Origin of the sequence: Mycobacterium sp. NPDC048908 (assembly GCF_043197955.1) — a bacterium.
In the GTDB taxonomy this organism is placed as follows: Bacteria; Actinomycetota; Actinomycetes; order Mycobacteriales; family Mycobacteriaceae; genus Mycobacterium.
In genome coordinates, this window is sequence record NZ_JBICUE010000012.1 from 156,050 (window position 1) to 182,560 (window position 26,511).

Here is a 26,511-nt window from a genome sequence, read left to right on the forward strand (position 1 = left end):
ATCAGTCAGTTTCTTCGTCGACGGCGACGGGTGGCGGCTGATGCGTGCTCTCCGACGACTCCAACGACAACGCGACGCCCAGCGCAAGGAAGAAGACGATGAAGAGCGGAGCGCCCAAGTAGAAGTTCATCGCGCCGCCAGGGGAGATGAAGCTGGCGGGCGGGCCGATGATGGTGATCGTCTCGATCAGCTGCTCGACTGCGAACACCGCCGCGAGAATCCCGAGCCAGCGCGGAAAGCGATCCTCATTGGCCGCCAACAGAATCGGCACTGCCACCATGATGTCGGCGACGGTCAGTAGCGGTCCGAACATCGCGGCGATGTCGGCGATGGTGCGCGCCGTGGCCGAGCCGAGTTGGTCGGGGTGCAACGCCAGGCCCGCCGTGAACCACGTCGCGATGAACACTTCGACCAGCAGGATCGCGGAACCGACAGTGAACACATGGGCCTGCGGGCCGCTGAGCTTGTCACGGGCATAGCCGAGCACCACGACCAACGCCAGACAACCGAATGTCACCAACAGCGCCTGCATTCGCATCGCGACGGCATGCTCTGCGATGAACGCAACGATGTCGTAACCGGGCTTGTCGATCCCTGGCAGCGTCGGAACCGAAATCAGGGCAGCGGCGAACAGCACCGCAAACGCGATACCGGCGATCATCGGGACACGACGATCCATGGCAAATCACTGTAGACAACGCAGTTATCCACACCTGGGATTTCATCCACAGGGCGCGTTGCCATCGCGGGATTGGCCTGGGGACGGGTCCGACCTCGCACCTACTTTGACGGCATGCGAACCGAATCACCCTCCGAGCGACTTGCCCGCCGGCTCGGCGGCGAAACTGAATCACCCGCCGATGGGGACGCCGAGCCGGACACCTCGCTGTCGCGGTGGCTACCCGACACCGAGCAATCCAGGGGTGCGGCCGGCTGGGTCACCGCCGTCAGGGCGGATCCCGGGCGGGCCGGTGTCATCGCTTTGGCCGTCGTCGGTGTGATTGCGGTCTTGGTCACGGCCTTCGCCGTGGTGCGGGACAAGGCGGCGCCGGTGGCATCGGCGAAACTGCCACCGGTGGAGATGGTTTCGTCGGCCAAACCCAGTCCAGCGGCCACGCCGTCGGAGGCCTCCGGGCCTGTGGTGGTCAGCGTGGTGGGTCTTGTGCACAAGCCCGGACTGGTCACGCTGGCGCCCGGCGCCCGTATCGCGGACGCGCTCACCGCAGCGGGCGGCGCATTGGATGGCGCCGACCTCGTCGGGCTGAACCTGGCTCGGCGGGTGACGGACGGCGAACAGGTCATCGTCGGGATCGTCGGGGCGCCCGGGCAGCCGGCAGCGATGGGTAGCTCAGTCGGCTCCGGCCCAGCAGCCGCGTCTCAGGAGAGCAGCCCGCCGACAGACGGAAAGGGCTCAGCGTCAGGTGGTTTGGTCGATCTGAACGCCGCAACGGTCGAGCAACTCGACGCGCTGCCTGGGGTGGGCCCCGTGACGGCCGCCGCGATCATCGCGTGGCGCGACGCCAACGGGCGGTTCACCAGCGTCGACCAGCTCGGCGATGTGGACGGTATCGGACCTGCGCGGCTGGAGAAGCTGCGTGCCCATGTCCGTGTGTGACGCCTCCGGACGGCGACGCGGCCCCGCTGGATCTGCGAATCGTGCCTGCGGCGCTCACCAGCTGGGCGGTCACCGCTGCCGGCACTCTTTGGCAGATCTGCGGTTCCGGCATTGCCGTCGGCCTGGCGGTGGCCGCGACGGCGGCGGCGGGACGGTGGGGTAGTGGGCGACGCGCAGGGCAGGCCCGTGGCGGGATGGCCGCCGGGGTGGTCGCCGTCGCACTTGTCGGCGTGGCGTTCGCGGTCGCGATCAGCTTGCGTGTCAACGACATTCAGCATCATTCGATCGCCGAGCGCTACGGCACGGTCGCCACCGTGGTCGTGACGCCCAGCGAAACGCCGCGGTCACTCGGCGGTGCACGGATGATGTTCCGCGGATCACTGCAACGGGTCGGAACCAGCGAATGTCCGGCCGGGTTGTGGTTTTCACAAGGGCGGCGGATTTCGCCGACTTGACCGCTGGGCGGCCCGCGAGCTTCCGCGCCCGCATCAGCAGGCCCACTCGGCACGACCTGACTGTGGCGGTGCTGTCGTCGACGGGTGAGCCAAGATTGGGAGAGGCCGCGCCGATCGACAGGGTCGCGCAGGTGATCCGTGCCGGTTTCGCCGACGCCGCGCGGGTGGTGTTGCCCGCGGACCAGGCGGCCATGCTGCCCGCACTGGTGCTGGGCGACACGTCCACGCTGTCCGCCAAGACCATCGGCGAGTTCCGGGCTTCGGGGCTGACTCACCTGACCGCGGTGTCCGGGGCGAACGTGACCATCGTCTGCGGTGCGGTGCTGATGACCGCGGCATTGTTCGGGCCGCGGCTGGCCGTGGGTCTGGCCGCGCTTGCGTTGGTCGCTTTCGTGATCGTGGTGCAGCCGTCGGCCAGCGTGTTGCGTGCCGCCGTGATGGGCGCCATCACGCTGCTCGCGGTGGTGTCGCACCGGCGCCGGCAGGCCATCCCTGTGCTGTCGGCCAGCGTGCTCATGCTGATGATCGCCGCCCCCGAGCTGGCCGTCGACGTCGGATTCGCGCTGTCGGTGTCGGCCACCGCGGCGCTCGTGGTGATCGCACCCGTGTGGTCCCGGCGGCTGGTCGGGCGGGGCTGGCCGAAGCCGCTGGCCGACGCGATCAGCGTCGCAGTGGCCGCCCAGCTTGTCACCGCACCGTTGGTCGCGGGCATGTCAGGCACGTTCAGCATGGTGTCTGTGGCCGCCAACCTCGCGGTGGCCGCAGTGATCCCGCCGATCACCGTCGTCGGCACGGCCGCCGCGGCGTTGTGTCCGCTGTGGCCGGCCGGTGCGCAATTGCTGATCCGATTCACCGGCCCGCAGTTGTGGTGGCTGCTGCGGGTGGCGCGTTGGGCGGCGCAGGTGCCGGGCGCCGCGATTGACGTGCCGTCGGGCCTGGCGGGGGTGGTGTGTGTCGCGGCCGCCGGTGTCACGGCGGTGGTGTTGTGGCGGTGGCGATGCGTCCGCGTCGGCGCGGGGCTGGCCGCCGCGTTCCTGCTCGCATGGACGCTGTCGGGCACTGTCGGCCGGACATGACACGATCGAGGGGTGAGTGAAGCCGGCGCGGGCCTACATCTGGTGTTGGGTGAGGAAGATCTGCTTGTCGAGCGGGCGGTGGCCGCGGTGCTTCGGCAGGCGCGCAAGCAGGCGGGCACCGAAGACGTCCCGGTCGACCGGCTGCGCGCAGGCGAGGTCAGCACGAGCGAGCTGGCCGAGCTGCTCAGCCCGTCGCTGTTCGCCGACCAGCGCGTGGTCGTCCTGGAGGCGGCCGGCGAAGCAGGCAAGGAGGCGGTCGCGCTGATCGCGGGCGCGGCGGCCGACCTGCCGCCCGGCACCATGCTGATAGTCGTACATTCCGGCGGCGGACGCGCCAAGGCCCTAGCTGACCAGCTGAAAAAGCTTGGCGCACAAGTGCATCCATGCGACAAGATCAAGTGGCCCAATGAGCGCGTGGATTTCGTCCGTAAGGAATTCCGGTCGTTGAAGGTCAAGGTCAGCGACGACACCGTCACCGCTTTGGTCGACGCCGTCGGCTCCGATATTCGCGAACTGGCTTCTGCCTGTTCGCAATTGGTCGCCGACACCGACGGTCAGATCGACGCCGCCGCGGTGCGTCGCTACCACTCCGGTAAGGCCGAGGTGAAGGGCTGGGATATCGCCGACATGGCCGTCGTCGGCGACGTCTCGGGTGCTGCGGAGGCACTGCGCTGGGCGATGATGAGCGGCGAACCGCAGGTGGTGCTGGCCGACGCACTGGCCGAGGCCGTGCACACCATCGCGCGGGTCGGCCCGCTGTCCGGCGATCCCTACCGGTTGGCATCCGAACTCGGCATGCCGCCGAAGCGGGTGCAGAAGGCGCAGAGGCAGGCGCGCCGATGGTCACGCGAGTCGATAGCCGAGGCCATGCAGTTGGTCGCGGCGTTGAATGCCGACGTCAAGGGCGCCGCGGCAGACGCGGACTACGCCCTGGAGGCGGCGGTCAGAAGGGTCGCCGAACTCGCAGAGGGCTGAGAGGGCTGAGAGGCTGAGCCGGGCCCGAGTCAGATCTTGTTCAGCGCGCGGGCCAGTGCCGACTTGCGGTTGGCCGCCTGATTCTTGTGGATGACGCCCTTGCTGGCGGCCTTGTCCAGCTTGCGGCTGGTCGCCGCCAGCAACTCGCCGGCCTTGTCCTTGTCGCCGGCCTCGATGGCCTCGCGGAGTCCCCGGACCGCCGTGTGAAGCGACGACTTCACCGACTTGTTGCGCAGTCTGCGGCGCTCATTGGTGCGATTGCGCTTTTCCTGCGACTTGATGTTGGCCACGCGGTAATTCCTTCGAAATCTAGGTTGGGTTACTCAAAGTCCGGCTTGCGCCTCGCCTGACGGCGGGCAGCGACTGTTCAGGGTACCAGCGCGCCCCCGAATCTCCCAAAGCGAGGCCGTCTGGCCTGCCGAAACGGCTCACTTGGTGCAGCATGTGATGGGTGAGCCTTCGAACCTTGCCAACCGGGACCGCACGGACGGCCCGCACGAACGGGCGGACGTCCAAACGGTACGACGGCATCTTCGACGGCTACAAGAAGGCAGGCCGCTATTCGGCGGCCTTCGACGAGATGTTCGACGCCGACGGCAACGTGCGCGGCCCGTACAAGGGCATCTTCGCCGAGCTTGCTCCGTCCGACGCGTCGGATCTGGCCGCGCGCGCCGAGGCGCTCGGCCGTGCGTTCATCGACCAGGGCATCACGTTCTCGCTGTCCGGCCAGGAACGTCCGTTTCCGCTGGACCTCGTTCCGCGGGTGATCTCCGCGGCCGAGTGGACCCGCCTGGAGCGCGGCATCAAGCAGCGGGTGAAGGCGTTGGAGCACTACCTCGACGACATCTACGGGGAGCAGGAGATCCTGCGCGACGGCGTCATCCCGCGCCGGTTGGTCACTTCGTGTGAGCACTTCCACCGCGAAGCCGCAGGCATTGTGCCGCCCAATGGTGTACGCATCCACGTCGCGGGCATCGACCTGATCCGCGACGCCAAAGGCGACTTCCGGGTGCTCGAGGACAACCTGCGCTCACCGTCCGGCGTGTCCTACGTGATGGAGAACCGCCGCACGATGGCGCGGGTCTTCCCGAACCTGTTCGCCACGCATCGCGTCCGCGCGGTCGGCGACTATTCGTCGCATCTGCTGCGGGCGCTGCGCAACGCCGCCGCCAACAACGTCGCCGATCCGACCGTCGTGGTGCTGACCCCCGGCGTCTACAACTCCGCCTACTTCGAACACTCGCTGCTGGCCCGGCAGATGGGCGTCGAACTGGTCGAGGGCCGCGATCTGTTCTGCCGCGACAACGCGGTTTACATGCGCACCACCGAGGGTGAGCGGCAAGTCGACGTGATCTACCGCCGCATCGATGACACGTTCCTGGACCCGATGCAGTTCCGGCCGGATTCGGTGCTCGGGGTGGCGGGCCTGCTCAACGCCGCGCGGGCAGGCAACGTCGTCATCTCCAGCGCGGTGGGCAACGGGGTCGGCGACGACAAGCTGGTCTACACCTATGTGCCGACGATCATCGAGTACTACCTGGGCGAGAAGCCGCTGCTGGCCAACGTCGACACCTATCGGTGTTGGCTCGGTGAGGAACGCAGCGAGGTGCTCGACCGCGTCGCGGACCTGGTGATCAAACCGGTCGAGGGCTCCGGCGGCTACGGGATCGTGTTCGGTCCTGACGCGTCCGACAAGGAACTGGCGGCGATCAGCAAGAAGATCCGCAACGATCCGCGCGGCTGGATTGCGCAGCCGGTCATGCAGCTGTCGACGGTGCCCACCCAGATCGACGACAAGCTCGCTCCCCGCCACGTCGACCTGCGGCCCTTCGCGGTCAACGACGGCGATCAGGTGTGGGTGCTGCCCGGCGGGCTGACGCGCGTGGCGCTGCCGGAGGGCTCATTGGTGGTCAACTCCAGCCAGGGTGGCGGGTCGAAGGACACCTGGGTGCTGGCGTCGCGGGCATCGGTCGCCGACCGCGAGCTGGGCGCGGCCGAGGTGGTGCGGTCGTTGCCGAAAGCCGCCAAGCCCAAGTCCGGCAACGGCTCCGACGGCTCGTCACAACAACAGCAACAGCAGCAGTCGCAGACGCAGCGGCCGCTGAACGGCTCGAGTCAGCAGCAGCAATAGGGGGCGAATCTCGATGTTGGCGCGCAACGCTGAATCGCTGTACTGGATCGGGCGCTACGTCGAGCGCGCCGACGACACCGCCCGCATCCTCGACGTCACCGTGCATCAACTGCTCGAGGACTCCAGTGTCGACCCCGACCAGGCGTCGCGCACCCTTCTGCGGGTGCTCGGCATCGAGGCGCCCAAGGGACAACTGGACGTGTGGTCGCTTACCGACCTGGTGGCGTTCAGCCGCGATACCGCGGGCGGCTGCTCGATCGTCGAATCCATCTCTGCGGCACGGGAAAACGCCCGCGGCGCACGGGAAGTCACTTCCACCGAGATCTGGGAGTGTCTGAACACCACTTACAACGCGCTGGCCGAACGTGAGCGCGCCGCCAAACGCCTTGGGCCGCACGAGTTCCTATCCTACGTCGAAGGCCGCGCCGCGATGTTCGCAGGCCTGGCCGACTCGACGCTGAGCCGCGACGACGGCTATCGGTTCATGGTGCTTGGCCGCGCGATCGAGCGCGTCGACATGATGGTGCGACTGCTGTTGTCCCGGGTCGGCGACAGCGCCTCGTCGCCGGCATGGGTGACGTTGCTGCGGTCGGCCGGCGCACACGACACCTACTTGCGCACCTACCGCGGCGTGATGGACGCGGGCCGCGTCGTCGAATTCGTGCTTCTCGACCGGCTTTTCCCTCGATCCATCTTCTATTCGCTGCGGCTTGCCGAGCACAGTCTCGACGAACTGCTCAACCGTCCGCACAGTCGGCTCGGCGCCACCGCCGAGGCGCAACGGCTGCTCGGCCGCGCCCGCAGCGAGTTGGAATTCCTTCAGCCTGGCGCCCTGCTGGACTCGCTGGAGAAGCGACTGGCGGGTTTGCAGAAGACGTGCCACGACGTCGGAGAAGCCTTGGCGGTGCAGTACTTCCACTCGGCGCCGTGGGTTGCATGGCACGACGCTGGGCACAACGGCGCGCTCGTCATCGAGGAAGGCGAACTCTGATGTGGCGACTGAGGGTGGTGCATTCAACGGGCTACGCCTACAAGTCGCCGGTGACCGCGTCGTTCAACGAGGCGCGGCTGACTCCGCGTTCGGACAACAGGCAGAACGTCATCCTCAATCGCGTGGAAACCGTGCCCGCCACGAGGTCCTACCGGTACGTCGACTACTGGGGCACCGCGGTCACCGCGTTCGACCTGCACGCGCCGCACACCGAACTCGAGGTCACGTCGAGTTCGGTGGTGGAGACCGACCGCGCCGAACTGCCCGCCGACAAGGTGAGTTGGGATGATCTGCGCTCCGATGCGGTGATCGACCGATTCGACGAGGTGCTCAGCCCAACGCGGTACACGCCCGACAGCAAGCGGATCAGGAGGGTGGGGGAGCGCATCGCCAAGTACCACGATCCGCAGGAGGCCGTCGTCGCCGCCGCCAACTGGGCCCACAGCGAACTGAAGTACGTCAAGGGCACCACCGGTGTGCACTCGTCCGGACTTGACGCGCTGCGGGAGGGCAAGGGGGTCTGTCAGGACTTCGCGCATCTGACGCTGATCCTGTTGCGCGGTATGGGAATCCCGGCGCGCTATGTGTCCGGGTACCTGCATCCCAAGCGCAAGGCGGTGGTCGGCGAGACCATCGATGGGCAGAGCCACGCGTGGGTGCAGGCGTGGACCGGCGGCTGGTGGAACTACGACCCCACCAACGACAGCGCGATCAACGAGCAGTACGTCAGTGTCGGCGTGGGCCGCGATTACTCGGATGTCAGCCCGCTCAAAGGCATCTACTCGGGCGAAGGCTCGACGGATCTCGACGTGGTCGTCGAGATCACCCGCCTTGCCTAGCTGCCTTCTCGGCTAACGTCACCGCTTGGCGCGACCCAAGGTGCGGAAGCCAGGGTGGACGTGGCGAGTCAGGCCCTGCGCCTCCGCGACGATCGCCAGCAGTTCCCGCAGGCTGTCACGCTGCGAGCTGTCGAGCCCGGCGGTCATCATGCGCTCGTGCTGACGGCCCAACTCGCCGATCTTCGTGATGATCCTCTTGCCCGCCGCGGTCAGATACAGCGCGTGCAAACGGCGGTCGTCGGGATTGCGTCGTCGCTCGACATAACCACGATCCTCCAGTTCGTCGACGTACGCGACGACGCGGCTGGGTAACAGCCCCAATTGCCCGCTGAGCGCCTGCTGGCTGCGGCCCGGTTCGGACGCGATGGCCCGCAGAACGCCCGCGTGCGGCGGGGTCAGGTCGATCGACGCGATCAACTCCGCGAAGACCGAGGCCGACCGGTGGCCGAGTTGCGAGAGCAGGAACGCCACGTTGTCACCGTCGGATGAGGATGCTGGCACGGCCCAATCGTAGCAATGGTGAACGATTTAACAGGCGAAACACTGACCGCCCTTGCCGCGGTTCGGAAACAGACATATCGTTCAAATTATGAACGATTCAACTGCGAATACGACTGTGCGGCCGGCGCAGGCGGGACCGCCGCTGGCGCCGCTCGCCGCGGTCTCGCTGGCCCTGCTGCTCGCCGGACTGGTTGTCGGCGTCGTGCTCGCCGGTGGTGTGATGCCGCTTCCTTATGGCTCCGCTGCCGACATCCAGGATTACGTCGCAAGCAACCACGCCGCGGCGGTTGCGATGGCCGTCGGGACGTTCGCCTCGTCGATCCCGCTGGCCATCTACGCCGCCACGGCGAGCGCGCGACTGCGCCAACTCGGCATCACCGCGCCGGGAGCGACCATCGCCTTGGCGGGCGGCCTGCTGGCGTCGGCCGGCCTCGGGCTGTCGGGCCTGCTGATCTGGACACTGTCGCGCCCGGAGGTCACCTCCGATGCCGCGTTGGTGCGCGCGCTGTATTACCTCACGTATCTGACCGGAGGCCCTTGGCATGTGGTCGCACTCGGCCTGCTGATCGCGGGCATCGCGGTGCCCGGCCTGCTCGTCGGCCTGCTGCCGCGCGGCCTCGCGTGGGCCGGTCTGGTCATCGCCGGGCTCGCCGAACTCACCACGCTGGTGTTGATCTGGCCGGGGCTGTCGCCGCTGTTGCCTGTCGCCCGGTTCACCGGCCTGGTCTGGCTGGTGGTGGCTGCAGCGATGTTGCCTCTGCGTCGACGCAACAAGGCTCAGGGGGCGGTCCGAGCATGAAACTCGGTGTGAGCGTGACGAATTACTTGTGGACCGACTGCATCGGCGACCGTCTCGCATCCCTCGCGCACGCCCAGCAGCGCGCCGCTCATGTTCCTCCCGCGAGTGTGAAACCACTGCGAGGTTTCGGCGGATTTCTCGCAGTGTGTTCACACTCGCGGCCCGTCCGGCGACCGTCAGAATTTCCGCGCCGTCGTCGACCACCGTGCTGAAGGAGGGTGAAGGCGCCGAGGAACTCGCCGCGCGGTGCTGGACGCTAGGGGATCTCGGCGTGCAACATGTCGTCTTGATCGCCCGCGGCCGACGGCTTCGGCGCAACTAGCCCGCATCAGCTGGCCGGCTTGCTGCACACCCCGGGATGAACCTCGACGCGGTGCAAGTCGTCGCCCAATTCGATCTGACGGTCGAACTCCTCGGCGGCCAAGGCGCGCCACTCATCCTCTCGGCCCGGTTCGATCGCAGGCACGTAGTGCGTGAGGATCAGGATGCCGACGCCGGCGCGCGCCGCGGTGGCCGCGGCCTGCTCGACCGACGAGTGGTAGTCACAGATGTCGCGGATGCGCTGCATCGGCAACTTCTCGATCAGGTCATGCCGAATGACCGTGTGCACCAAGCCACCAGCGCCTGCGGCGAGTGCGTCGAGGCCCTCGCAGGGCACGGTGTCTCCGGCCAGCACCACCGAGGCGCCGCCGTGTTCGATGCGAAACCCGATCGTCGGCGCAACGGGCCGATGATCGGTAGGCGCCACCCGGATCGACACCCCGTCGCGGTCCCAGACCATGCCGTCGGTGTACTCGTGCACCTCGACGCCTGGCGGTGACGTCAGGTCGGCGTGATGCGCGATCCGGTAACCGATGTCGAGTCCGAACGCCTTGAGCGTCGCGTCGACCACTTCGGCGGTACCGGGCGGCCCGATGATGGGCAACGGCACCGGGTTTGGATCGAAGGTCGTCACCCAGCGGGTGATCAGCAGGTCGCCGAGATCGGCGATGTGATCGCTGTGCAGATGTGTCAGCAGCAGCGCACTCAGCGCGTTCGCGCCCACACCGGCGGCCGTCATCCGCTGCTGCACTCCGCGGCCGCAGTCGATCAGAAACGTCTGCCCACCCGCGCGCACCAGCGTCGACGGCCCCGCGCGGCGGGCGTCGGGAATGGGACTGCCTGTGCCGAGCAGCGTGACCTCGATCATGCTGTCCTTCCTACCGCTTTCGGGCGCGTCAGAACGTGAAACCAAGGCTTTCAATAAGGTATTGAGGACGTTCTGAAAGTTCCACGTGAAGTGACGGCGGGTGGCGCCGTGGAGTCACCTGACAAGGCGGTCACTCTGCCGCCCGAGGCCTACAGCAGCGACGAGCTGTACGCCGTCGAGGTCGAACGCATCTTCAAGCGCCGAGTTGACCTCGGCACAGTTGGCCGATCGGCTTGCCGCTGACCCGGACTGCGTCGCTTTGATCCCTGTCGGTGCGACCGAGCAGCACGGCCCGCATCTGCCGGTCGGCACTGACACGATTGTCGCGACCGCGCTCGCCGACGCCGCGGCGGAGGACAAAGCGGTGGTGCTGCCACCACTTGCGTTCGGCGCCAGCTTCTTTCACGGTGCCCGGATGCCAGGCACCGTCGGGCTGTCGGGCGAACAGACAGCCGCGACGGCCTACCTCGTGGCCGAAGCCTGTGTGGACGCCGGGTTCCGCCGACTGCTGTTCGTCAACGGCCACGTCGGCAACGCGTCCGCGTTGTGGATGGCCTGCGATCGCTTTCGGCGCGACTTCACCCAACTGCGCATCGGCGTCATGCAATGGTGGGACCTGACCGCCGACATCGCGCGGCGGGCGACCGAAGACGCGGTGGACTGGCACGCCAACGCCGCCGAAACGTCCCTGATGCTGGTGCTGCGACCGGAACTCGTCGACACCGAGAAGATGCGCGACGCCGATGATCCAGACCGCACCGAGGGCACGGTGTTTCGTTATGGGCTGCAACACGTCTCCACCAACGGGGTGACAGGACACCCGTCGCGCGCATCCAAGGCGATGGGCTTGGAACTGTGGCAGGACGTCGTGGCCGCGGCACGCGACGTCGTCGAGCGTGCCCACAGGGAAACGGCTCCACTTGGCTAAGGTCACCGGCATCGGACGACCACGCAACAACACCGCCTCCGCGCAGACGTCATCACCGCGCACCGACATCGTCAACGCGGCGACCAAGCTCTTCTCCGAGAAGGGCTATGCGCAAACCACAATGAGCGACATCGCGCGCGCATCGGGGCTGCAGCAGTCGTCGCTGTACTACTGGTTCCGCAACAAAGAACAACTGTTGCAGGAGGCCCTGATGGTCAACCGGGCGCCGCTGAAGTTCATCGCGGAGGTGGGCGCTGGTTCGGGCTCACCCGCCGTCAAGCTGTACCGGCTGCTGCGGTTCGACACCATGCAGTTGGCGTTGTCGCCGGATCGACTTCAATGAGATCCAACGCATCGCACACGATCAACGCGCTGAATTCCACCAGTTCTGGACGGATTACGAACGGCTGAAGAACTGGGTCGTCGACCTCATCGGCGCCGCGATCAGTGAGGGCAAGTTCATCGACTGCGACCGGGAGGAAACGGCAGGACTGCTGCTGAACTTCGACGAAGGCGCGCAGAAACGCACCCGGCTGCACACCGACAAGGCGGACCGCGCCGACGAGGCGATCCGGGTAGGGCAGCAGGTCGCGACCATCGCCGTCAGGGGGCTGCTCAAACGGCCCAGCGAAATCGCCAGAATCAGCGCCCAGGCGGCGCAATTCGACGACGCGTCGATCGCCCTACGGGTGACGCGGCCGCCCGGCTGACTACTCCCGGCCGCCCGACACGAAGCTCATATCGCTGAATCGGTGACCCGACACCGACGCCCCAGCGGCGTCAAGTGCAGTCACCTGTTCGGGTGTCAGCTCGACGGTCAGTGAGCCGAGGTTCTCGGCGACGCGTTCGGCCCGCCGGGTACCAGGGATCGGCACCGACGCCACGCCCATCGCCTTCGCGCGATACCGCAGCCACGCGAGCGCGACCTGAGCGGGCGTCGCGCCCTGTTGTTCGGCGACGGACCGCACGACGTCGACCACGGCGAGGTTGGCCTCCAACGCGTCCCCGCTGAACCGCGGCATGGTCTTGCGGAAGTCGTTCGGCGATGAGAGGTCGGCTGCCGAGCGGACGGTCCCCGTCAAGAAGCCGCGCCCCAACGGCGAATACGGCACGAAGCCGACGCCGAGTTCCGCGGCCGTGGGCACGACATTGCCTTCGACGTCGCGGCTCCAGATCGACCACTCACTCTGCACCGCGGCGATCGGATGCACCGCGACTGCGGCGCGCAATTCGTCGGCGGTGACCTCGGACAGCCCGAGATGGCGAACCTTTCCCGCTGCCACCAATTCGGCCATGGCGCCGACGGTCTCCTCGATCGGCACTGTGACGTCGCGGCGGTGCATGTAATAGAGGTCGACGACGTCGGTCTGCAACCGTTGCAGGCTTTCCTCGATGGCCTGGCGCACATACGCGGCGTCACCCCGGACCCCGATCTTGCCCGCGGCGCGCTCAGCGGGGTTGCCCTGAATTCCGAACTTGGTCGCCAGCGTCACCTCGTCGCGCCGCTTTGCGAGCAGCTTGGCGATCAGCTTCTCGTTGTTGCCGCCGCCGTAGATGTTGGCGGTGTCGATGAACGTCACACCCATATCGACGGTGCGGTTCAGCGTGGCAAGCGACTCCGTATCGTCGACTTCGCCGTACACCGGGGTCAGCGCCATGGCGCCGAACCCGATCGCACTGACAGTTAATTCGTCACCCAGCTTGACCGTGGGCGCGGTGTTGGCACTGGTCATGGCCCGTCCTAACTACTCCTGCCGAAACTGTATTCCAGCAGGCCCCTTCTCGAACTTTGTCTGCTGGAATACAGTTTCGCCGCCGGGGGCAGCGGACGTGACCCGGTTGCAACGCGGAATTCCTTTCGAAGCAGCGCCGTCGGACTTAACCTGTGAGTTGGGTCACGAGGAGGCTTCGATGCGAATCGCGGACGTGTTGCGCAACAAGGGTGCGTCGGTGGCCACCATCACCCCCGAGACGTCGGTCGCCGGTCTGCTCACCGAGCTGACCGTGCACAACATCGGCGCGATGGTCGTGGTGTCGCAGGACGGGCTGGTCGGCATCGTCTCGGAGCGCGACGTCGTGCGCAAGCTGCACGAATTGGGCGCCGACATCTTGCACCGGCCGGTGTCCGACATCATGACCACGGTGCTGGTCACCTGCACACCGGAAGACTCGGTCGACAGTCTGAGCGTGGTGATGACCGAGAATCGCGTGCGGCACGTCCCCGTGGTGGTCAACGGCCGGTTGGCTGGCATCGTCAGCATCGGTGACGTGGTCAAGAACCGGATGGAGGAACTCGAGGCCGAGCAGCAGCATCTGCAGGCCTACATCACCCAGGGGCGCTGAGTGTCGGTTGACGTCCGTCCGTTGGGGCGACGCGAGATCCGCGCGGCCGCAGGCGTCCTCGGGCGCGCGTTCTACGGCGATCCGGTGACGATGTGGATGGTGCCGGACAACGACGCGCGGGCGAAGGCGCTGCCGCGCGGTTTCGCCACGATCGCACGTCGCCATTTCCTGTCCCGCGCCGGATCCGAAGTGGCCAGTCGCGCCGGCGTGCTCGGCGCCGCGACGCTGTGGGATCCGCCCGGCCAACGCGAGGATTCCAAACTGCAGAAGTTGTCGATGCTGCCAGGTTTTCTCTGGGCGTTCGGCCGGCGCACCGCGAGGATGGAACAGATCGTGCGGCTGATGGAAGAACACCATCCCGACGAGCCGCACTGGTATCTGATGCTCATCGGCAGTGACCCGACGGTTCGCGGCGCCGGCTTCGGCCAGGCGCTGATGCATTCGCGCCTCGACCGCTGCGATGCCGAGGCCGCGCCTGCCTACTTGGAGGCCAGCAAACCGGATTTGGTGCCGTACTACTCGCGGTTCGGCTTCGAGGTCACCGGGGAGATCAAGCTGCCCGACGGCGGGCCGAGCATGTTCACGATGTGGCGAAACCCGCGCTAGCTCCAGGAGTACTCGGTGCGCAGTCGGGTGGCCACCACCTCGAAGACCTCGCGATCCAGGATCGCGCCTTCACGCCGGATGCCCTCCTCCGGCACGTCCAGCACCCGGTCCAACCGAACCCAGCTGGCTCGGCCCTCGTAGTCCCACGGTCCGCTGCCGATACCCACCCAGTCCGGGTCGTCGCGGTGATGGTCCTGGCTGGACAGCATCAGGCCGAGCAGCGTCGAGCGGTCACGACCCACCACCAACACCGGGCGGTCCTTGCCTCGGGTGGGGTCGTCCTCGTAGACCACCCAGGTCCACACGATCTCGCCAGGATCGGCGCGGCCGTCGAGGTCGGGTGCATACACCAGCTTGCGGGCGCGATGCGCGGTCGGAACGCTGTTGTTGGTGACCGGGCGACCGGCCGTGATCGCGGGGCGCTCCTCGTTGGTGGCGTTGGACAGCGCATCGATCCCGATTTTTATGCTGGTCTGAATGCCGGACTGCAGTTGTTGGCGGATGAACTTCGGCGCCTCGTTGAAGACGAGATTCTCCGCAAACCGCTGAAACGTCTGCTGGAAGCTTTTCCATGGCGGAGCCATATTTCCGAGCATAAGGGACCGCTGCGGCTCGCGATTGTGTCGAGACGGCCCTGCCTCGATACCCTGGTAATGCACACCACCCGCCTCACCAGGAGATTCCCATCAGCACTTTCGCCGATCAAACGTTCACGGCGCCGGCGCAGATTCGGAACTTCTGCATCATCGCCCACATCGACCACGGCAAGTCGACGCTGGCGGACCGGATGCTGCAGCTGACCGGTGTCGTCGACGAGCGGTCGATGCGTGCGCAGTACCTGGACCGGATGGACATCGAGCGTGAGCGCGGCATCACGATCAAGGCTCAAAACGTAAGGCTCCCTTGGCAAGTCGACGGCACGGACTACGTCCTGCACCTGATCGACACCCCCGGCCACGTCGACTTCACCTACGAGGTGTCGCGCGCGCTGGAAGCCTGCGAGGGCGCCGTGCTGCTGGTCGACGCGGCGCAGGGCATCGAAGCGCAGACGCTGGCCAATCTGTATCTGGCGCTCGACCGCGACCTGCACATCATTCCCGTGCTCAACAAGATCGACCTGCCCGCCGCCGACCCGGAGCGCTACGCCGCCGAACTGGCCCACATCATCGGCTGCGAACCCACCGACGTGCTGCGCGTTTCAGGTAAGACCGGCGAGGGCGTCGCCGACCTGCTCGACCACGTGGTCCGCGAGGTCCCACCGCCGGTCGGCGACCCGGACGCACCCGCCAGGGCGATGATCTTCGACTCGGTGTACGACACGTACCGCGGCGTGGTGACGTACGTCCGCGTGGTCGACGGCAGGATCGTGCCGCGCGAGCGGATCAAGATGATGTCCACCGGCGCCACCCACGAGCTGCTGGAAGTCGGCATCGTCTCACCGGAACCCAAGGCCGCCGCCGGGCTCGGCGTCGGCGAGGTCGGCTACCTGATCACCGGGGTGAAGGACGTGCGCCAGTCGAAGGTCGGTGACACGGTGACCACGGCGCGCAACGGGGCCGCCGAGCCACTGACCGGCTATCGCGAGCCGCGGCCGATGGTGTATTCGGGGCTGTATCCGGTCGACGGCTCCGACTATCCGGATCTGCGCGACGCGCTGGACAAGCTGCAGCTCAACGACGCCGCGCTGACCTACGAGCCGGAGACGTCGGTGGCGTTGGGCTTCGGCTTCCGCAGCGGCTTCCTTGGTCTGCTGCACATGGAGATCACCCGCGAACGGCTCGAGCGGGAGTTCGACCTCGACCTGATCTCCACGTCGCCGAACGTCGTCTACCGGGTCGTCAAAGAAGACGGTGAGGAGCTTCTCGTCACCAACCCGTCGGACTGGCCCGACGGCAAGATCCGCACGGTCTACGAACCCGTGGTGAAGACGACCATCATCGCGCCGAGCGAATTCATCGGCACCATCATGGAACTGTGCCAGTCGCGCCGCGGTGAACTGGGCGGCATGGACTATCTCTCGCCGGAGCGCGTCGAGCTGCGATACACAATGCCGTTGGGGGAGATCATCTTTGACTTCTTCGACGCGTTGAAATCACGCACCCGCGGCTACGCCAGCCTGGATTACGAGGAGGCGGGCGAGCAGGAGGCGGACCTGGTCAAGGTCGACATCCTGTTGCAGGGCGAGGCCGTCGACGCGTTCAGCGCGATCGTGCACAAAGAGGCGGCCTACGCCTACGGCAACAAGATGACGACCAAACTCAAGGAGCTGATTCCGCGGCAGCAGTTCGAGGTTCCCGTGCAGGCCGCGATCGGTTCGAAGATCATTGCTCGCGAAAACATCCGCGCGATCCGCAAGGACGTGCTATCGAAGTGCTACGGCGGCGACATCACGCGCAAGCGCAAGTTGCTGGAGAAACAAAAAGAAGGCAAGAAGCGAATGAAGACCATAGGCCGGGTAGAGGTGCCGCAGGAGGCGTTCGTCGCCGCACTGTCCACCGACGCCCCGGCCGACAAAGCGACGAAGAAGTAGGTGACCGTGCGCTCAACCCGGCCCATGCTCGTGGTGTTGAGCGCGTGCGCGGCGCTTGCGGGTTGCTCATCGCATCCGGTCGCAAGCCCACCTACCGTCCACATCGCCGAGGCCGCCAAGCCATCCGCGTCCCGCGCCCTCGTCCAGGTGCTGCCCACTGTCAACGAGCTGGCCACCATCCTCGGCACACCAGGCTTCATGGGGCAACTCGTCAACGGCGGGCCCGACATGCTGCTGCAGAGCGTGCGCGAATCCGAGGTGACGCCGGTCGACTGCGTCAGCGCCGGTTACCGGTTGGAAAAGGTGGTCTACCAAACGAGTCCGGTGCAGTCGGTGGCCAGTCGGTCCTGGATCGGCGGCGATCAGAACGGCCCGTCGTATTCGGGTTTCTTCGGTGCGGTGAAGTTCGACTCCACCGATGACGCCCAAGCGTTCCTGGCCGCGGCGGCAGACAAATGGCACCGCTGCAACGGACAGACGCTGGTGCTGCATCAACCCGAACACGGCGCGGACGGGGTCAGCAGGATCACCGACGTCTCGGTGACTGACCGAATCGTGTCGGCGGTGGTGTTGCACAACAACGGCTCCTCGGTCCAGCGGGCGCTCGGCGTGGCGTCGGATTGTGTTGTGGACGTGGAGATCACGAATCCGCCTGGCAGCGGCGGCGGAGACGCCGCGGGCGCTGTCGGGGTGGCGAATCTGATGTCGCGGAAGGCCGGCGGCTAGCGAAGTTGGCGGCTGGCCGACGCGTCGGGGGCCGGTCGGTCACAATAGCGCGGTGATCTTCAGGGGCTCGGCGACCCGGGCATGCGCAGCGGCACCCGTTTTCGCGGCGTCCGTCCTGCTCTCAGGGTGCGTGACCACGGTGTCCGGCACCGCGCTGCCCGCGCAGCACGCCGCTCCCGCGGATGTTCGGCCGCTGACAGAGGCGAAGCTCGACGACGTGCTGCTGTCGATCGGTGAACTCAACGGCATCATGGGGTCCACGCAGATGAAGGTCACCAGCGAATTGCAGCAGATGACCGACCACTCCGGTGAGGTGTCCGACCCCGATTGCCTCGGTGCGATTTACGGTGCGGAGCAACCGGTGTACGCGGGCAGCGGTTGGACCGCCATGCGCGATCAGGTGGCCAGAGAACCCGGCGAGGACAACGAGCACTGGGTGGAGCAGACCGCGGTGCTCTATCCGACGGCCGAGAAAGCGCAGAACTTCTTCGACGAGTCGAAGTCGTCATGGGAGAACTGCGCGGGCTACTCCGTTTCGGTGGACAACTTTTCGGCCAGCTACCTGTGGCAGATCGACGACCTGGTGTCCGAGGACGCGTTGATCAGCCAAATGACCGCGCAGGAGGACGCGGGTGGGTGGGCCTGTCAGCACGCGCTCTCGGTGGTGTCCAACGTCACCGTCGAGGCGTGGGCGTGCGCCTACAGCATCAAGGACGAGGCGGCAACGATCGCCGACGAGATGGTCGCCAACGCGGCGAAGAAATAACACTCAAATCGCAAGCGCGAGCCCGCTGACCAGAATGAGGGCGATCACTGCCGCGCCGGTCAGATAGACCTCGCGGCGCGGCGAAATGCGGTCCGGAAGCGGCCGCTGGGCCAACAACCGCTGGCGTCGAACGCCGATCAGGTAGGTGGCCATGGCCAGCGCGGCGGCGGCAACGGCCGCCGCGATGTGCACCCCGCTCCGGGTGTCTCTGAGCGACAGCAGAACGCCGTTGGCGAGCACCGCCAAGGAGGTCCGTGTCCACGCCAAACTCGTTCGCTCGGGCTGGGTATCGGTGTTGACGGTCAACTGGCTGCCTTGACCACGACAAGGCCGACGGTCAGCAGACCGATCAGGACGAGTCCGACTCCGAGGTAGATCGGCGTCGGGTGGCGCGGCAGTGGGCGGTCGTGGCGCATGGCGCGATCGACTTGCCGCCAGCGCACGATGCCCATGCCTGCGGTGAGGATTGCGAGCAACGCCAGGATGATCCCGAGCACATGCCGTCCACCCGCTATCGACAACTCGGGGACCAACTGGACGACCGCCACGGCGGCGGCAAGCAGACCGAGTGCGGTGCGTTGCCACGCCAGATACGTGCGTTCATTGGCCAGTGTGAAGCGATAATCCGGTTCGATCTCGTCGTTGTCGCCCACCACCTAGTCTCCTCATGTGTTTCATACATCCACGCGGCGACGATCACACAGGTAACCACGGTAATCCCGCCCCGCCACGCGGGCATGTCCGAACACATCTTCTGCGGCGCCCGAGGCGGTTTGTATCCACTCTGATTCGAACGCTCCTTGGCCGTCGTCCGAGCCGATCACCTCGTCGAACGCTAGGTACGGCAAGGTCGTTCGCGGGTATTGCCGCTCGTCTGCGACGGTGTCGAATGCCTAGCCTTCGTTCGTGGTCGAAGACGCGTACCCGACGGCTGCCGACGGTCCGATGCTCGTCGAGGTCCGACTCAGCCTCGCGTGGACGTTGGTGGTCCTCGGAATAGGCATCGCCGCGGTCGCGTTCGGTGGGTTGTTGCTGTGACGCGGGAAGTCCATCTGCTGGCCTTCGGCAACACGAGATCGTCGGGGCCATGGCGGCACCCCGACATCGACAACAGCACCGCTGGCGTCCGGCGCAGGCTGATCCAGCACGCACAGACTGCCGAGGCGGGCGCCTTCGATGCCGTGTTCTTCGCTGACGGCCTTAACTTCGGCCCACCCACGACGTGGGCATACAAGACCACCGAGGACTTCGAACCGCTCACCACGACGGCGGCCCTGTCATCGGTCACCGAACACATCGGCCTCGTCGTAACCGGGTCAGCCACGCTGCAGCACCCGTACCACCTCGCGCGCCAGTTGCTCTCGCTCGACCACCTCAGCGGAGGTCGCGCCGGCTGGAATCTGGTCACCAGTTTCGCTCGGGCCGCGGCCGACAACTTCAGCGCCCGCGGTGTGGTTGACCACGAGGAGCGATACCGCATCGCCGACGAAGCCATCGAGGTCGTGAAGAAGCTGTGGGACTCGTGGGACGAGGGCGCCATCGTCGAAGACCGTGCGGCGGGAATCTTCCACGATGTGAACAAGATTCACGTACCTGGCCATCACGGTCGGTACTTCGACGTGAAGGGTCCCATCGGCGCGGCGCGCTCGGCGCAGGGTCAGCCGGTGATCTTTCAGGCCGGATCGTCAGCGACCGGGCGCGAATTCGCGGCCAGGCATGCCGAGGTGATTTTCACGGGACATGGCGACCGTGCCCGCGCGCAACAGTTCTACCAACAGATCCACGACGAGGCCCGCCGTCAAGGGCGCGCCGAGGCACCTCTCATCACGCCGTCCCTGCGGTTCATCGTCGGTTCGACGGAGGAAGAAGCGAACCGCATCGAGCGCTCCGCCTACGAATACTTCAGCCCGGAGTATCAAGCCGGCTGGTTACTCGAGGTCGACGTCGATGTCACAGGGGCAGATCTCGAGGGGCCGGTGCCCGAGTCGGCGTTCCCTGACAGCACCCAGACACATCAGACCGCGCTGGCCGGCTACCGCGCGCTGGCCACCGACGGCAGTCCGTCCGTCCGTGAGTTCTTGTATCGGACCGTCAACGGGTGGGGCGCAAGCATTGTCGGTACGCCGGAGCACCTCGCCGACGGGATCGAACGCTGGTTCGCCTCGCGTGCCGCCGACGGTTTCGTGCTGCAGGGATCGGGGCTGCCCGGTCAGTTCGAGGACTTCGTCGAACAGGTGGTTCCGCTGCTGCGCAAGCGCGGCTTGTTCCGCCATGAGTACACCGGCACCACTCTGCGTGACCATCTCGGGCTGGGCGTACCCACCAACCGATACGAGGCAACAGCATGACCGATCCCTTTGTGCTCGCCGGGTTCACCATGTCGACGGTGTCGCACGGCAACTTCGGGCTGTGGCGCCATCCCGCCGACACCACCAGCAATTACACCGATGTTCGGTATTGGATCGACTTGGCCAAACTGTTGGAAGACGGCGGCTTCGACCTCCTGTTCATCGCCGACGCGGTGGGTCAACTCGATGTCTACGGCGGAGATGCCAGCGCGGCGCTGACCCGCGGAGTGCAGACCCCGGTGACGGATCCGCTCTTGGCGGTTTCGGCGATGGCAGCCGTGACAGACCGACTCGGGTTCGGCATCACGGTGTCGACCACCTACGAGAGCCCCTACCTCCTCGCTCGCAAGTTCAGCACGCTGGACCACCTGACGAGCGGCAGGATCGGCTGGAATATCGTCACATCGCTGCTGGACAGCGCAGCCCGCAACATCATCGGCCGCGACCGTCAGATCCCCCATGACGAGCGCTACGCCATCGCCCAGGAATTCGTCGAGGTCACCTACAAGCTGTGGGAGGGTTCGTGGGAGTCCGACGCGGTCGTCCGCGACCGCGCGCGTGGTGTGTACACCGACGCCACCAAGGTGCACGCCATCGGACACGAAGGGAAGTATTTCAGCGTCCCCGGTGCCCACTTGGTGGAACCTTCGCCGCAGCGGACCCCTGTGCTGTTCCAAGCGGGCACATCGACGGCCGGTCGCGAATTCGCCTCTCGCAACGCCGAATTGGTGTTCGCCAGTGATCCGCGGCCAGAAGTGTTGCGCGCCAACATAGAGGATATTCGGCGACGGGCGGTGGCCCATGGCCGCAAGCCGGATTCAATCAAGTTCATCACGTCTGTCGAGATCGTCACCGACAGCACCGATGCGGCCGCACAGGCGAAGGCCGACGAGCTGTCGAGCTACCACGACCTCGAGAGCGGACTGGTACTGCTGTCGGCGCTCAGCGGTGTCGACTGGTCGTCCTACGGCGTCGACCGACCCATCGAACAATTCGAAACCGACGCCAGCCGCTCGATCCTGGCTGCTGTCGACGACCCGGACGTTCGGCATCGCTTGACGCTGCGCGACTATGTCGGCGGCCTGGGCGGGTTCGGCGGCGAACTGTTCGTCGGCTCCGGACACACCGTGGCCGACGATCTCGAGGCCTACGCCGAGCGGTCGGGCGTGGACGGCTTCAATGTCGTCTACCACACCACGCCGGGAAGCTTCGCCGACGTCGCTGAGCACCTCATTCCGGAACTCCGCCGCCGCGGAAGGGTCGGCGACAATGGAGCCCGAACGTTGCGGGAGCGGATCTTCGGCGCCGCAGCGGTGCTGCCCGATGACCATCCGGGGTCTGCGTATCGCCGGAAAAGAATCTTGTCGATTTGATAACTCACGTCATGCCACCCATTTGCGGCATCGTGAGGATCACATCATCAACACGTTAACTGCCTGCGCGCCAACGGATTCGTGCGGCGCACCGGCAGAAAGGCAGTCATCATGTCCACACCGGTTCGCACCGAAGTCGCGTTGGGTGGTCGCGCGTTGGCCTCTGCGGAGAATACCGGCCTCGAGCGTGACGCTCTCGGCTTCAGGGGTGTTTTCGCTCAAGGGCTTGCCGCGGCGGCACCAAGCGTCGCCGTCGCCTCAGTGCCCTTCTCGTTGTTCGTTGCGGCCGGCAAGGGCGCGGCATGGGCCGCCGTCATCGGCCTGGCGATCACCGTGCTTATCGCCACGACGATCAGTTTCCAGGCCAAGCGCACCGTTTCCTCTGGGTCGCTTGGCACCTACACCGGAAACGGCTTGGGCCCCGGCTTCGCGTACGCCGCCGGATTCAGCCTGCTGATCGGTTACATCGGGTTCGCCACGACCGGAACGCTCGGCGGTGTGGTGTATCTGGACTCGTTCCTGGAGTCGATCGGACTGGGCTCCCAGGCCACCTGGTTCCGGCTTCTCCTTGTGGTGGTCATCGTCGCGCTCGCAACGTATCTGCCGTTCCGCGGAGTGTCGGTTGCGGCGAAATACGAACTGGCCTTTGAGCTGATCGCGATCGCGTCCATCCTGGTGATCATCGTCGCGGCGTACATCGGCTATGGGTTCAAAGTGGATTGGGAGCAATGGAATCCCAGTCACCTCGGCAACAGCGCGACGTTCATCGCCGCCGTGTCGGCGGTCGGCGCATACGCCGGATTCGAGAGCGTCGCCTCGCTGGGCGCGGAGGCCAAGAACGCCCACCACACGATCGCGCGGTCCCTGCTGCGCGTCGTCTTGCTGATCGGCGTGCTGTACATCGTCGCGACGTACCCGCAGATCCTGTTCTTCGGCAACATCGACGGGGACAAGGCGATCCTGCCGCAGTTGGCCGGTGACACGGGCGTGGCCTGGGTGAACTACGTGGTCAGCGGTGCCGTGGCGGTGGCGTTCATCGTGTTCGTCACCGCCGTCACCACCGCCGCCGCCCGGTCGCTGTTCACCTTTGCTCATGAAGGTGCCCTGCCAAGCGTGCTGACCAAGGTGCACCACAAGTACAAGACGCCGTGGGTCGGCATCGGGTTCATCGGGGCGCTGGCGTTCGTGTTCTCGACGGTCGCCACGTTCAGTTCGGCGGGCCGGGTGGTGTTCGAGGTCTACGGCGGCTACGTGGCCAACTACGGCTTCCTGACGAGTTACCTTCTGGTGGTCATCGCAACCCCGATCTGGCTGTACAAAATCAAGGCGTTGACACCGCTGCGTCTGGCGGTGTCGGTCGCAGCGACGCTGGCGCTCGGATACGTCATCTTCTCCAACTTCTACCCGGTGCCCGAATTCCCGTTCAACATCTTGCCGTTCATCTTCGTCGGGCTGCTGCTCGCGGGTCTGGCTTGGTACTGGTACCTCAAGCGGACGAAGCCGGAGGTGGCCAAGCGGGTCGGCACCATCCAGACGCTATCGGAGACCGAGCAGCAGCGACTGGCCGACGAGGGGATTCTCGACGTCCTCGAACACGACGCCGACGACCCCGAGCTCGACGAAAGGGAAAAGGAACCGGTGGCACCGTGACGCTCACCGACCATCGCATTGTCGACAACTGGTCTATCACCCCGGCGACGACGCACGACCATTCGCAGATCGCCGACTTCCTTGCAACCACAGGAGGTTTGAGCGGGCGCAAGTTCGCCGCGGACTCCCGCGACATCGCCGAACAACTCGACGGTGCGTTCCCCGAGGGGGTGACACTCGTCCGTGATCAGGACGGCGACGTGCGTGGCTACACGGCGCTGCACCGTCCGCACGGTCTGCAACCGGAGGTTCTCGCAGACTTCGTCTTCAGCCCCGGCAGCCCGCCGAATGTGGTCGACGATCTCGTCGGCGCAACGGTGGCGCGGTTTTACGTCGAAGCCGAAACCATCCCGGATGCGTTCTTGCGTGCCTTCATCGGTGCGGATCAGCAGTCGGCGATCGACTCGCTTGTTCGCCGAGGTGCAACCCAGGAGGGACAATTCATCCGGACGCGCAAGCCGTTGGCCGACGAGGATCCGAAGGCTCTGCAGGAAGCGTTGATCGACGGGTTGACGCTGGTGCACTGGTCCGAGATCATCGAGCGCGGGCTGGGGGAGCAGGTCCGCCGGCTTCAATACGACACCTTCCTCGAGCACTTCGGGAACATGTCGAAGACGCCCGGGCTGTGGCAGCATCACATCCAAAGTCGGTCGTTCACACCTGATTTCAGTCTCGCAGTGATCGACGAGGACTATGAGGTCGTCGGCTATGTGCTCGGATCGACGTACACCACCGGCGTCGGTGCGGCCGAAGAGCGCAGCGCCCACACCGATTACATCGGCGTTCGCCGTGACCAGCGCCAGCGGGGTATCGGCGAGTTCCTGCTGAAAAAGATCTGGCTCGCGGCGTTGCGCCGCGGTTTCACCGTGGCGTCGCTGGGGACCGACATCCACAACCGCAGCAACGCACACCTGCTATACCGTCGATTGGGGTACATCGCCGTGGAGAACCAATTCGCTTATCGCATCGATACTTCGGCTGGCACCGAATGACCGCTCCGTATCTGCGCCGACCGACCGCCTACGACCAGGAATTGCGCTCCACCTTCCGGCCCGTGTTCGACAGGATCGCTGCCGGGAGTGTGGAGCGCGAACGGGGCCGGGTGTTCCCGCACGACCAGGTGCGCTGGCTCAACGAAGCCGGCTTCGGCACCCTGCGAATTCCGCAGGAGCAGGGCGGGTTCGGCGCGTCCCTGGAGCAGACTTTCCTGTTACTTGCCGACCTCGGCGAGGCCGACGCGAACGTGTCGCACATCTGGCGCAATCACCTCGCTTTTGTCGAGGATCGGCTCAACGCACCGGTGTCGGAGACGAACGACACCTGGATCAAGCGGTTCCTCGCGGGCGCATTCGTCGGCGGTGGCTGGACGGAAGCCAACAACGTCACGCTCGCCAACCTCGTTACGACCGTTACCGCCGAAGACCACCACTGGGTGGTGACCGGTGCGAAATACTATGCGACGGGCAGCCTTTACGCCGACTGGCTCGACGTGCTGGGCCGATCGGAGGACGGCGAACTGCTCACCGCATTGGTCCGCGCTGACGATCCCGGCGTCACCCTCGTCGACGACTGGAAAGGTTTCGGTCAGCGCACCACCGCCAGCGGCTCAGCACGCTATGACCGTGCCCGTGCCGACCACGGCGATGTCTTCCCCGCGGTCGAACGGTTCAGCTATCAGTCGCACTTCTACCAGATCGCGATGCTGTCGGTGCTGACTGGAATCACGCGGGCGGCGCTGCGGGACGGTTCCGCAGCACTGACCCAACGCAAGCGGAACTATCCGCAGGGGCTCACCGAAGTACCCAGCGACGACGCGCAACTGCTACAGGTGATTGGACAGGTATCGGCGGACGCGTTCGCCGCGGAGGCCGCGCTGGCGCAGAGCGCCAAAAGCCTCGACCGCATCGTCGCGGGCAGATTGGTGGGCGATGACGACAACGCCAGGCAGCGGTTGGTCGACGCCGAAGTCGCAGTGACGCAGGCACAGCTGGTGATCATCGCGGCGGCACTACAGGCGACGACGACCATCTTCGATGCGCTCGGCGCATCGGGTGTCTCGGAGGAGTTGGCCCTGGACCGGCATTGGCGTAACGCCAGGGCGCTGGCATCGCACAACCCGCGTGTGTACAAGGCACGCATCCTTGGCGACTGGCTGATCAACGGCAAGGATCCAGTCGCCGACCTCGCCACACTGGGGCGCGGCGGCCAGGGAAACTAGCTCTGGGGGATGTGACGAACCCGGCGGCGAGTGCTGTGGCGCACCGTCCACTACTGCACCGACTAGGGCTCGCGCCCGGCGGCTTGATCTCCTTGTGTCGCAACGGTTCTCCACCTCGATCGAGCAGCGACTATTTCTCAGAGTTTTCTTCAGAACTGCACTCATGAGTTCTTAGGATTCGAACATATGTTCGAGTCATGAGTGCGGATGCGGTGCAGGCGGCGGTCGTCGCGCTGCGCGCCGCCCATACTGCGTTGGCCGCGCTGCCTGTCGATGCGCTGACCCGCCCCGAGGTGCTGACGGTGCTCGACGAAGTCGAAACGTTGACCTGCCAACTGCCCGCTCATGGGCACGGGCTGCTGGCCCGGCTGCAGGCCGAGACCACGGCCAAGGAGATGGGCGCCAAGTCGTGGCGTGATGTGCTGGCCACCCGGTGGCGGATTTCGACCGGT

At 66.1% G+C, this 26,511-nt stretch carries 28 protein-coding genes and 3 pseudogenes; 23 read left to right on the top strand and 8 right to left on the bottom strand.

The features are described 5' to 3' along the window. Window position 1: 1 nt before the first annotated feature. Window positions 2-679 (bottom strand): hypothetical protein, encoded by a 678-nt coding sequence (locus ACGFK1_RS25890; RefSeq protein ID WP_393436221.1) that lies wholly within the window; start codon window positions 677-679, stop codon window positions 2-4. A 114-nt stretch (window positions 680-793) separates the two neighbouring features. Here ACGFK1_RS25890 and ACGFK1_RS25895 point away from each other — a divergent pair, with 114 nt between their 5' ends. From ACGFK1_RS25895 to holA, 3 genes and pseudogenes are all read left to right on the top strand, one after another. Continuing rightward, window positions 794-1,615, top strand: a complete 822-nt coding sequence (locus ACGFK1_RS25895; RefSeq protein ID WP_393436223.1) for a helix-hairpin-helix domain-containing protein — start codon at window positions 794-796, stop codon at window positions 1,613-1,615. Beyond that, a pseudogene (locus ACGFK1_RS25900) lies at window positions 1,612-3,146 on the top strand (ComEC/Rec2 family competence protein). The gene ACGFK1_RS25895 and the pseudogene ACGFK1_RS25900 overlap by 4 nt, the downstream one beginning before the upstream one ends. Window positions 3,147-3,158: 12 nt before the next feature. Continuing rightward, the gene (gene holA / locus ACGFK1_RS25905; protein WP_393436226.1) at window positions 3,159-4,121 is read left to right on the top strand and encodes a DNA polymerase III subunit delta; all 963 of its coding nucleotides are present in this window, start codon (window positions 3,159-3,161) and stop codon (window positions 4,119-4,121) included. Between the two features lie 29 nt (window positions 4,122-4,150). Here holA and rpsT read toward each other — a convergent pair whose 3' ends face one another. After that, window positions 4,151-4,411, bottom strand: a complete 261-nt coding sequence (gene rpsT, locus ACGFK1_RS25910; RefSeq protein WP_393436229.1) for a 30S ribosomal protein S20 — start codon at window positions 4,409-4,411, stop codon at window positions 4,151-4,153. Window positions 4,412-4,701: 290 nt separating this feature from the next. Here rpsT and ACGFK1_RS25915 point away from each other — a divergent pair, with 290 nt between their 5' ends. Genes ACGFK1_RS25915 through ACGFK1_RS25925 form a run of 3 tightly spaced genes read left to right on the top strand, consistent with a single transcriptional unit; the run spans window position 4,702 to window position 8,082 of the window. Further along, window positions 4,702-6,252, top strand: coding sequence for a circularly permuted type 2 ATP-grasp protein (locus tag ACGFK1_RS25915; protein WP_393436304.1), 1,551 nt, complete (start codon window positions 4,702-4,704; stop codon window positions 6,250-6,252). A 13-nt stretch (window positions 6,253-6,265) separates the two neighbouring features. Beyond that, entirely contained in the window at window positions 6,266-7,243 is a 978-nt protein-coding gene (locus ACGFK1_RS25920) for an alpha-E domain-containing protein (protein WP_393436232.1), read from the top strand. After that, window positions 7,243-8,082, top strand: a complete 840-nt coding sequence (locus tag ACGFK1_RS25925; protein WP_393436235.1) for a transglutaminase domain-containing protein — start codon at window positions 7,243-7,245, stop codon at window positions 8,080-8,082. The genes ACGFK1_RS25920 and ACGFK1_RS25925 overlap by 1 nt, the downstream gene beginning before the upstream one ends. An 18-nt stretch (window positions 8,083-8,100) precedes the next feature. Here the strand turns inward: ACGFK1_RS25925 and ACGFK1_RS25930 are convergent, their stop codons facing one another. Beyond that, complete coding sequence (locus ACGFK1_RS25930) at window positions 8,101-8,583, bottom strand: MarR family winged helix-turn-helix transcriptional regulator (RefSeq protein ID WP_393436238.1); 483 nt, start codon at window positions 8,581-8,583, stop codon at window positions 8,101-8,103. A gap of 88 nt (window positions 8,584-8,671) precedes the next feature. Here ACGFK1_RS25930 and ACGFK1_RS25935 point away from each other — a divergent pair, with 88 nt between their 5' ends. Both ACGFK1_RS25935 and ACGFK1_RS25940 read left to right on the top strand, forming a co-directional pair. Further along, window positions 8,672-9,382, top strand: a complete 711-nt coding sequence (locus ACGFK1_RS25935) for a hypothetical protein (RefSeq protein ID WP_393436241.1) — start codon at window positions 8,672-8,674, stop codon at window positions 9,380-9,382. A 145-nt stretch (window positions 9,383-9,527) separates the two neighbouring features. Beyond that, the gene (locus ACGFK1_RS25940) at window positions 9,528-9,704 is read left to right on the top strand and encodes a hypothetical protein (RefSeq protein ID WP_393436243.1); all 177 of its coding nucleotides are present in this window, start codon (window positions 9,528-9,530) and stop codon (window positions 9,702-9,704) included. A gap of 6 nt (window positions 9,705-9,710) precedes the next feature. On the opposite strand, the gene ACGFK1_RS25945 is transcribed toward ACGFK1_RS25940, so the two are convergent. Beyond that, window positions 9,711-10,571 (bottom strand): ribonuclease Z, encoded by an 861-nt coding sequence (locus ACGFK1_RS25945; protein ID WP_393436245.1) that lies wholly within the window; start codon window positions 10,569-10,571, stop codon window positions 9,711-9,713. A 108-nt stretch (window positions 10,572-10,679) separates the two neighbouring features. Between ACGFK1_RS25945 and ACGFK1_RS25950 the strand changes: the two genes are divergently transcribed. The 3 genes from ACGFK1_RS25950 to ACGFK1_RS25960 are packed head-to-tail and all read left to right on the top strand — an operon-like array spanning window position 10,680 to window position 11,842. Then, complete coding sequence (locus tag ACGFK1_RS25950; RefSeq protein WP_393436248.1) at window positions 10,680-10,814, top strand: hypothetical protein; 135 nt, start codon at window positions 10,680-10,682, stop codon at window positions 10,812-10,814. After that, complete coding sequence (locus ACGFK1_RS25955) at window positions 10,792-11,499, top strand: creatininase family protein (protein ID WP_393436251.1); 708 nt, start codon at window positions 10,792-10,794, stop codon at window positions 11,497-11,499. Before ACGFK1_RS25950 ends, ACGFK1_RS25955 begins: the two co-directional genes overlap by 23 nt. Further along, a complete protein-coding gene (locus ACGFK1_RS25960) occupies window positions 11,492-11,842 on the top strand; it encodes a TetR/AcrR family transcriptional regulator (RefSeq protein WP_393436254.1) in 351 nt (116 codons plus the stop codon). The genes ACGFK1_RS25955 and ACGFK1_RS25960 overlap by 8 nt, the downstream gene beginning before the upstream one ends. A 367-nt stretch (window positions 11,843-12,209) precedes the next feature. On the opposite strand, the gene ACGFK1_RS25965 is transcribed toward ACGFK1_RS25960, so the two are convergent. Further along, the gene (locus tag ACGFK1_RS25965; RefSeq protein WP_393436257.1) at window positions 12,210-13,232 is read right to left on the bottom strand and encodes an aldo/keto reductase; all 1,023 of its coding nucleotides are present in this window, start codon (window positions 13,230-13,232) and stop codon (window positions 12,210-12,212) included. Window positions 13,233-13,410: 178 nt separating this feature from the next. Here ACGFK1_RS25965 and ACGFK1_RS25970 point away from each other — a divergent pair, with 178 nt between their 5' ends. Together ACGFK1_RS25970 and ACGFK1_RS25975 are read left to right on the top strand one after the other, a co-directional pair. Next, window positions 13,411-13,842, top strand: a complete 432-nt coding sequence (locus tag ACGFK1_RS25970; protein ID WP_393436260.1) for a CBS domain-containing protein — start codon at window positions 13,411-13,413, stop codon at window positions 13,840-13,842. Continuing rightward, the gene (locus ACGFK1_RS25975; RefSeq protein WP_393436263.1) at window positions 13,843-14,448 is read left to right on the top strand and encodes a GNAT family N-acetyltransferase; all 606 of its coding nucleotides are present in this window, start codon (window positions 13,843-13,845) and stop codon (window positions 14,446-14,448) included. Here ACGFK1_RS25975 and ACGFK1_RS25980 read toward each other — a convergent pair. Beyond that, window positions 14,445-15,044: a type II toxin-antitoxin system PemK/MazF family toxin gene (locus tag ACGFK1_RS25980; protein ID WP_393436266.1), complete on the bottom strand. Its 600-nt coding sequence runs from the start codon at window positions 15,042-15,044 to the stop codon at window positions 14,445-14,447. The genes ACGFK1_RS25975 and ACGFK1_RS25980 overlap by 4 nt on opposite strands. On the opposite strand from ACGFK1_RS25980, the pseudogene lepA reads away from it, so the two are divergent. The 3 genes and pseudogenes from lepA (at window position 15,033) to ACGFK1_RS25995 (ending at window position 18,470) form a co-directional block, all read left to right on the top strand. Then, a pseudogene (gene lepA / locus ACGFK1_RS25985) lies at window positions 15,033-16,978 on the top strand (translation elongation factor 4). The gene ACGFK1_RS25980 and the pseudogene lepA sit on opposite strands and share 12 nt — an antisense overlap. Beyond that, window positions 16,979-17,704, top strand: coding sequence for a sensor domain-containing protein (locus tag ACGFK1_RS25990; protein ID WP_393436269.1), 726 nt, complete (start codon window positions 16,979-16,981; stop codon window positions 17,702-17,704). Window positions 17,705-17,759: 55 nt separating this feature from the next. Further along, the gene (locus ACGFK1_RS25995) at window positions 17,760-18,470 is read left to right on the top strand and encodes a sensor domain-containing protein (protein ID WP_393436307.1); all 711 of its coding nucleotides are present in this window, start codon (window positions 17,760-17,762) and stop codon (window positions 18,468-18,470) included. A gap of 3 nt (window positions 18,471-18,473) precedes the next feature. Here the strand turns inward: ACGFK1_RS25995 and ACGFK1_RS26000 are convergent, their stop codons facing one another. Together ACGFK1_RS26000 and ACGFK1_RS26005 are read right to left on the bottom strand one after the other, a co-directional pair. Continuing rightward, window positions 18,474-18,776, bottom strand: a complete 303-nt coding sequence (locus tag ACGFK1_RS26000; RefSeq protein ID WP_393436272.1) for a DUF202 domain-containing protein — start codon at window positions 18,774-18,776, stop codon at window positions 18,474-18,476. Then, window positions 18,773-19,123, bottom strand: coding sequence for a YidH family protein (locus ACGFK1_RS26005; protein ID WP_393436309.1), 351 nt, complete (start codon window positions 19,121-19,123; stop codon window positions 18,773-18,775). The genes ACGFK1_RS26000 and ACGFK1_RS26005 overlap by 4 nt, the downstream gene beginning before the upstream one ends. A 253-nt stretch (window positions 19,124-19,376) precedes the next feature. Between ACGFK1_RS26005 and ACGFK1_RS26010 the strand changes: the two genes are divergently transcribed. From ACGFK1_RS26010 to ACGFK1_RS26040, 7 genes and pseudogenes are all read left to right on the top strand, one after another. Continuing rightward, entirely contained in the window at window positions 19,377-19,508 is a 132-nt protein-coding gene (locus tag ACGFK1_RS26010) for a hypothetical protein (protein WP_393436275.1), read from the top strand. Further along, window positions 19,505-20,818 carry an NtaA/DmoA family FMN-dependent monooxygenase gene (locus tag ACGFK1_RS26015; protein WP_393436278.1) on the top strand — a complete coding sequence of 438 codons (1,314 nt, stop codon included), beginning with the start codon at window positions 19,505-19,507 and terminating at the stop codon, window positions 20,816-20,818. Before ACGFK1_RS26010 ends, ACGFK1_RS26015 begins: the two co-directional genes overlap by 4 nt. Then, window positions 20,815-22,191: an LLM class flavin-dependent oxidoreductase gene (locus ACGFK1_RS26020; RefSeq protein WP_393436281.1), complete on the top strand. Its 1,377-nt coding sequence runs from the start codon at window positions 20,815-20,817 to the stop codon at window positions 22,189-22,191. Before ACGFK1_RS26015 ends, ACGFK1_RS26020 begins: the two co-directional genes overlap by 4 nt. Before the next feature lie 111 nt (window positions 22,192-22,302). After that, entirely contained in the window at window positions 22,303-23,841 is a 1,539-nt protein-coding gene (locus ACGFK1_RS26025) for an APC family permease (RefSeq protein ID WP_393436284.1), read from the top strand. Continuing rightward, a complete protein-coding gene (locus tag ACGFK1_RS26030; RefSeq protein WP_393436286.1) occupies window positions 23,838-24,833 on the top strand; it encodes a GNAT family N-acetyltransferase in 996 nt (331 codons plus the stop codon). The genes ACGFK1_RS26025 and ACGFK1_RS26030 overlap by 4 nt, the downstream gene beginning before the upstream one ends. Next, window positions 24,830-26,059 (top strand): acyl-CoA dehydrogenase family protein, encoded by a 1,230-nt coding sequence (locus tag ACGFK1_RS26035; RefSeq protein ID WP_393436289.1) that lies wholly within the window; start codon window positions 24,830-24,832, stop codon window positions 26,057-26,059. Before ACGFK1_RS26030 ends, ACGFK1_RS26035 begins: the two co-directional genes overlap by 4 nt. Before the next feature lie 197 nt (window positions 26,060-26,256). Beyond that, a pseudogene (locus ACGFK1_RS26040) lies at window positions 26,257-26,511 on the top strand (hypothetical protein); the annotation flags it as partial.

Excerpts from the sequence above, each read along its gene's own strand:
- ACGFK1_RS25890 (WP_393436221.1), bottom strand. The coding sequence starts at position 679 with ATGGATCGTCGTGTCCCGATGATCGCCGGTATCGCGTTTGCGGTGCTG.
- ACGFK1_RS25895 (WP_393436223.1), top strand. The coding sequence starts at position 794 with ATGCGAACCGAATCACCCTCCGAGCGACTTGCCCGCCGGCTCGGCGGC.
- ACGFK1_RS25915 (WP_393436304.1), top strand. The coding sequence starts at position 4,702 with ATGTTCGACGCCGACGGCAACGTGCGCGGCCCGTACAAGGGCATCTTC.
- ACGFK1_RS25920 (WP_393436232.1), top strand. The coding sequence starts at position 6,266 with ATGTTGGCGCGCAACGCTGAATCGCTGTACTGGATCGGGCGCTACGTC.
- ACGFK1_RS25925 (WP_393436235.1), top strand. The coding sequence starts at position 7,243 with ATGTGGCGACTGAGGGTGGTGCATTCAACGGGCTACGCCTACAAGTCG.
- ACGFK1_RS25935 (WP_393436241.1), top strand. The coding sequence starts at position 8,672 with ATGAACGATTCAACTGCGAATACGACTGTGCGGCCGGCGCAGGCGGGA.
- ACGFK1_RS25945 (WP_393436245.1), bottom strand. The coding sequence starts at position 10,571 with ATGATCGAGGTCACGCTGCTCGGCACAGGCAGTCCCATTCCCGACGCC.
- ACGFK1_RS25965 (WP_393436257.1), bottom strand. The coding sequence starts at position 13,232 with ATGACCAGTGCCAACACCGCGCCCACGGTCAAGCTGGGTGACGAATTA.
- ACGFK1_RS25970 (WP_393436260.1), top strand. The coding sequence starts at position 13,411 with ATGCGAATCGCGGACGTGTTGCGCAACAAGGGTGCGTCGGTGGCCACC.
- ACGFK1_RS25980 (WP_393436266.1), bottom strand. The coding sequence starts at position 15,044 with ATGCTCGGAAATATGGCTCCGCCATGGAAAAGCTTCCAGCAGACGTTT.
- ACGFK1_RS26020 (WP_393436281.1), top strand. The coding sequence starts at position 20,815 with ATGACCGATCCCTTTGTGCTCGCCGGGTTCACCATGTCGACGGTGTCG.
- ACGFK1_RS26025 (WP_393436284.1), top strand. The coding sequence starts at position 22,303 with ATGTCCACACCGGTTCGCACCGAAGTCGCGTTGGGTGGTCGCGCGTTG.
- ACGFK1_RS26035 (WP_393436289.1), top strand. The coding sequence starts at position 24,830 with ATGACCGCTCCGTATCTGCGCCGACCGACCGCCTACGACCAGGAATTG.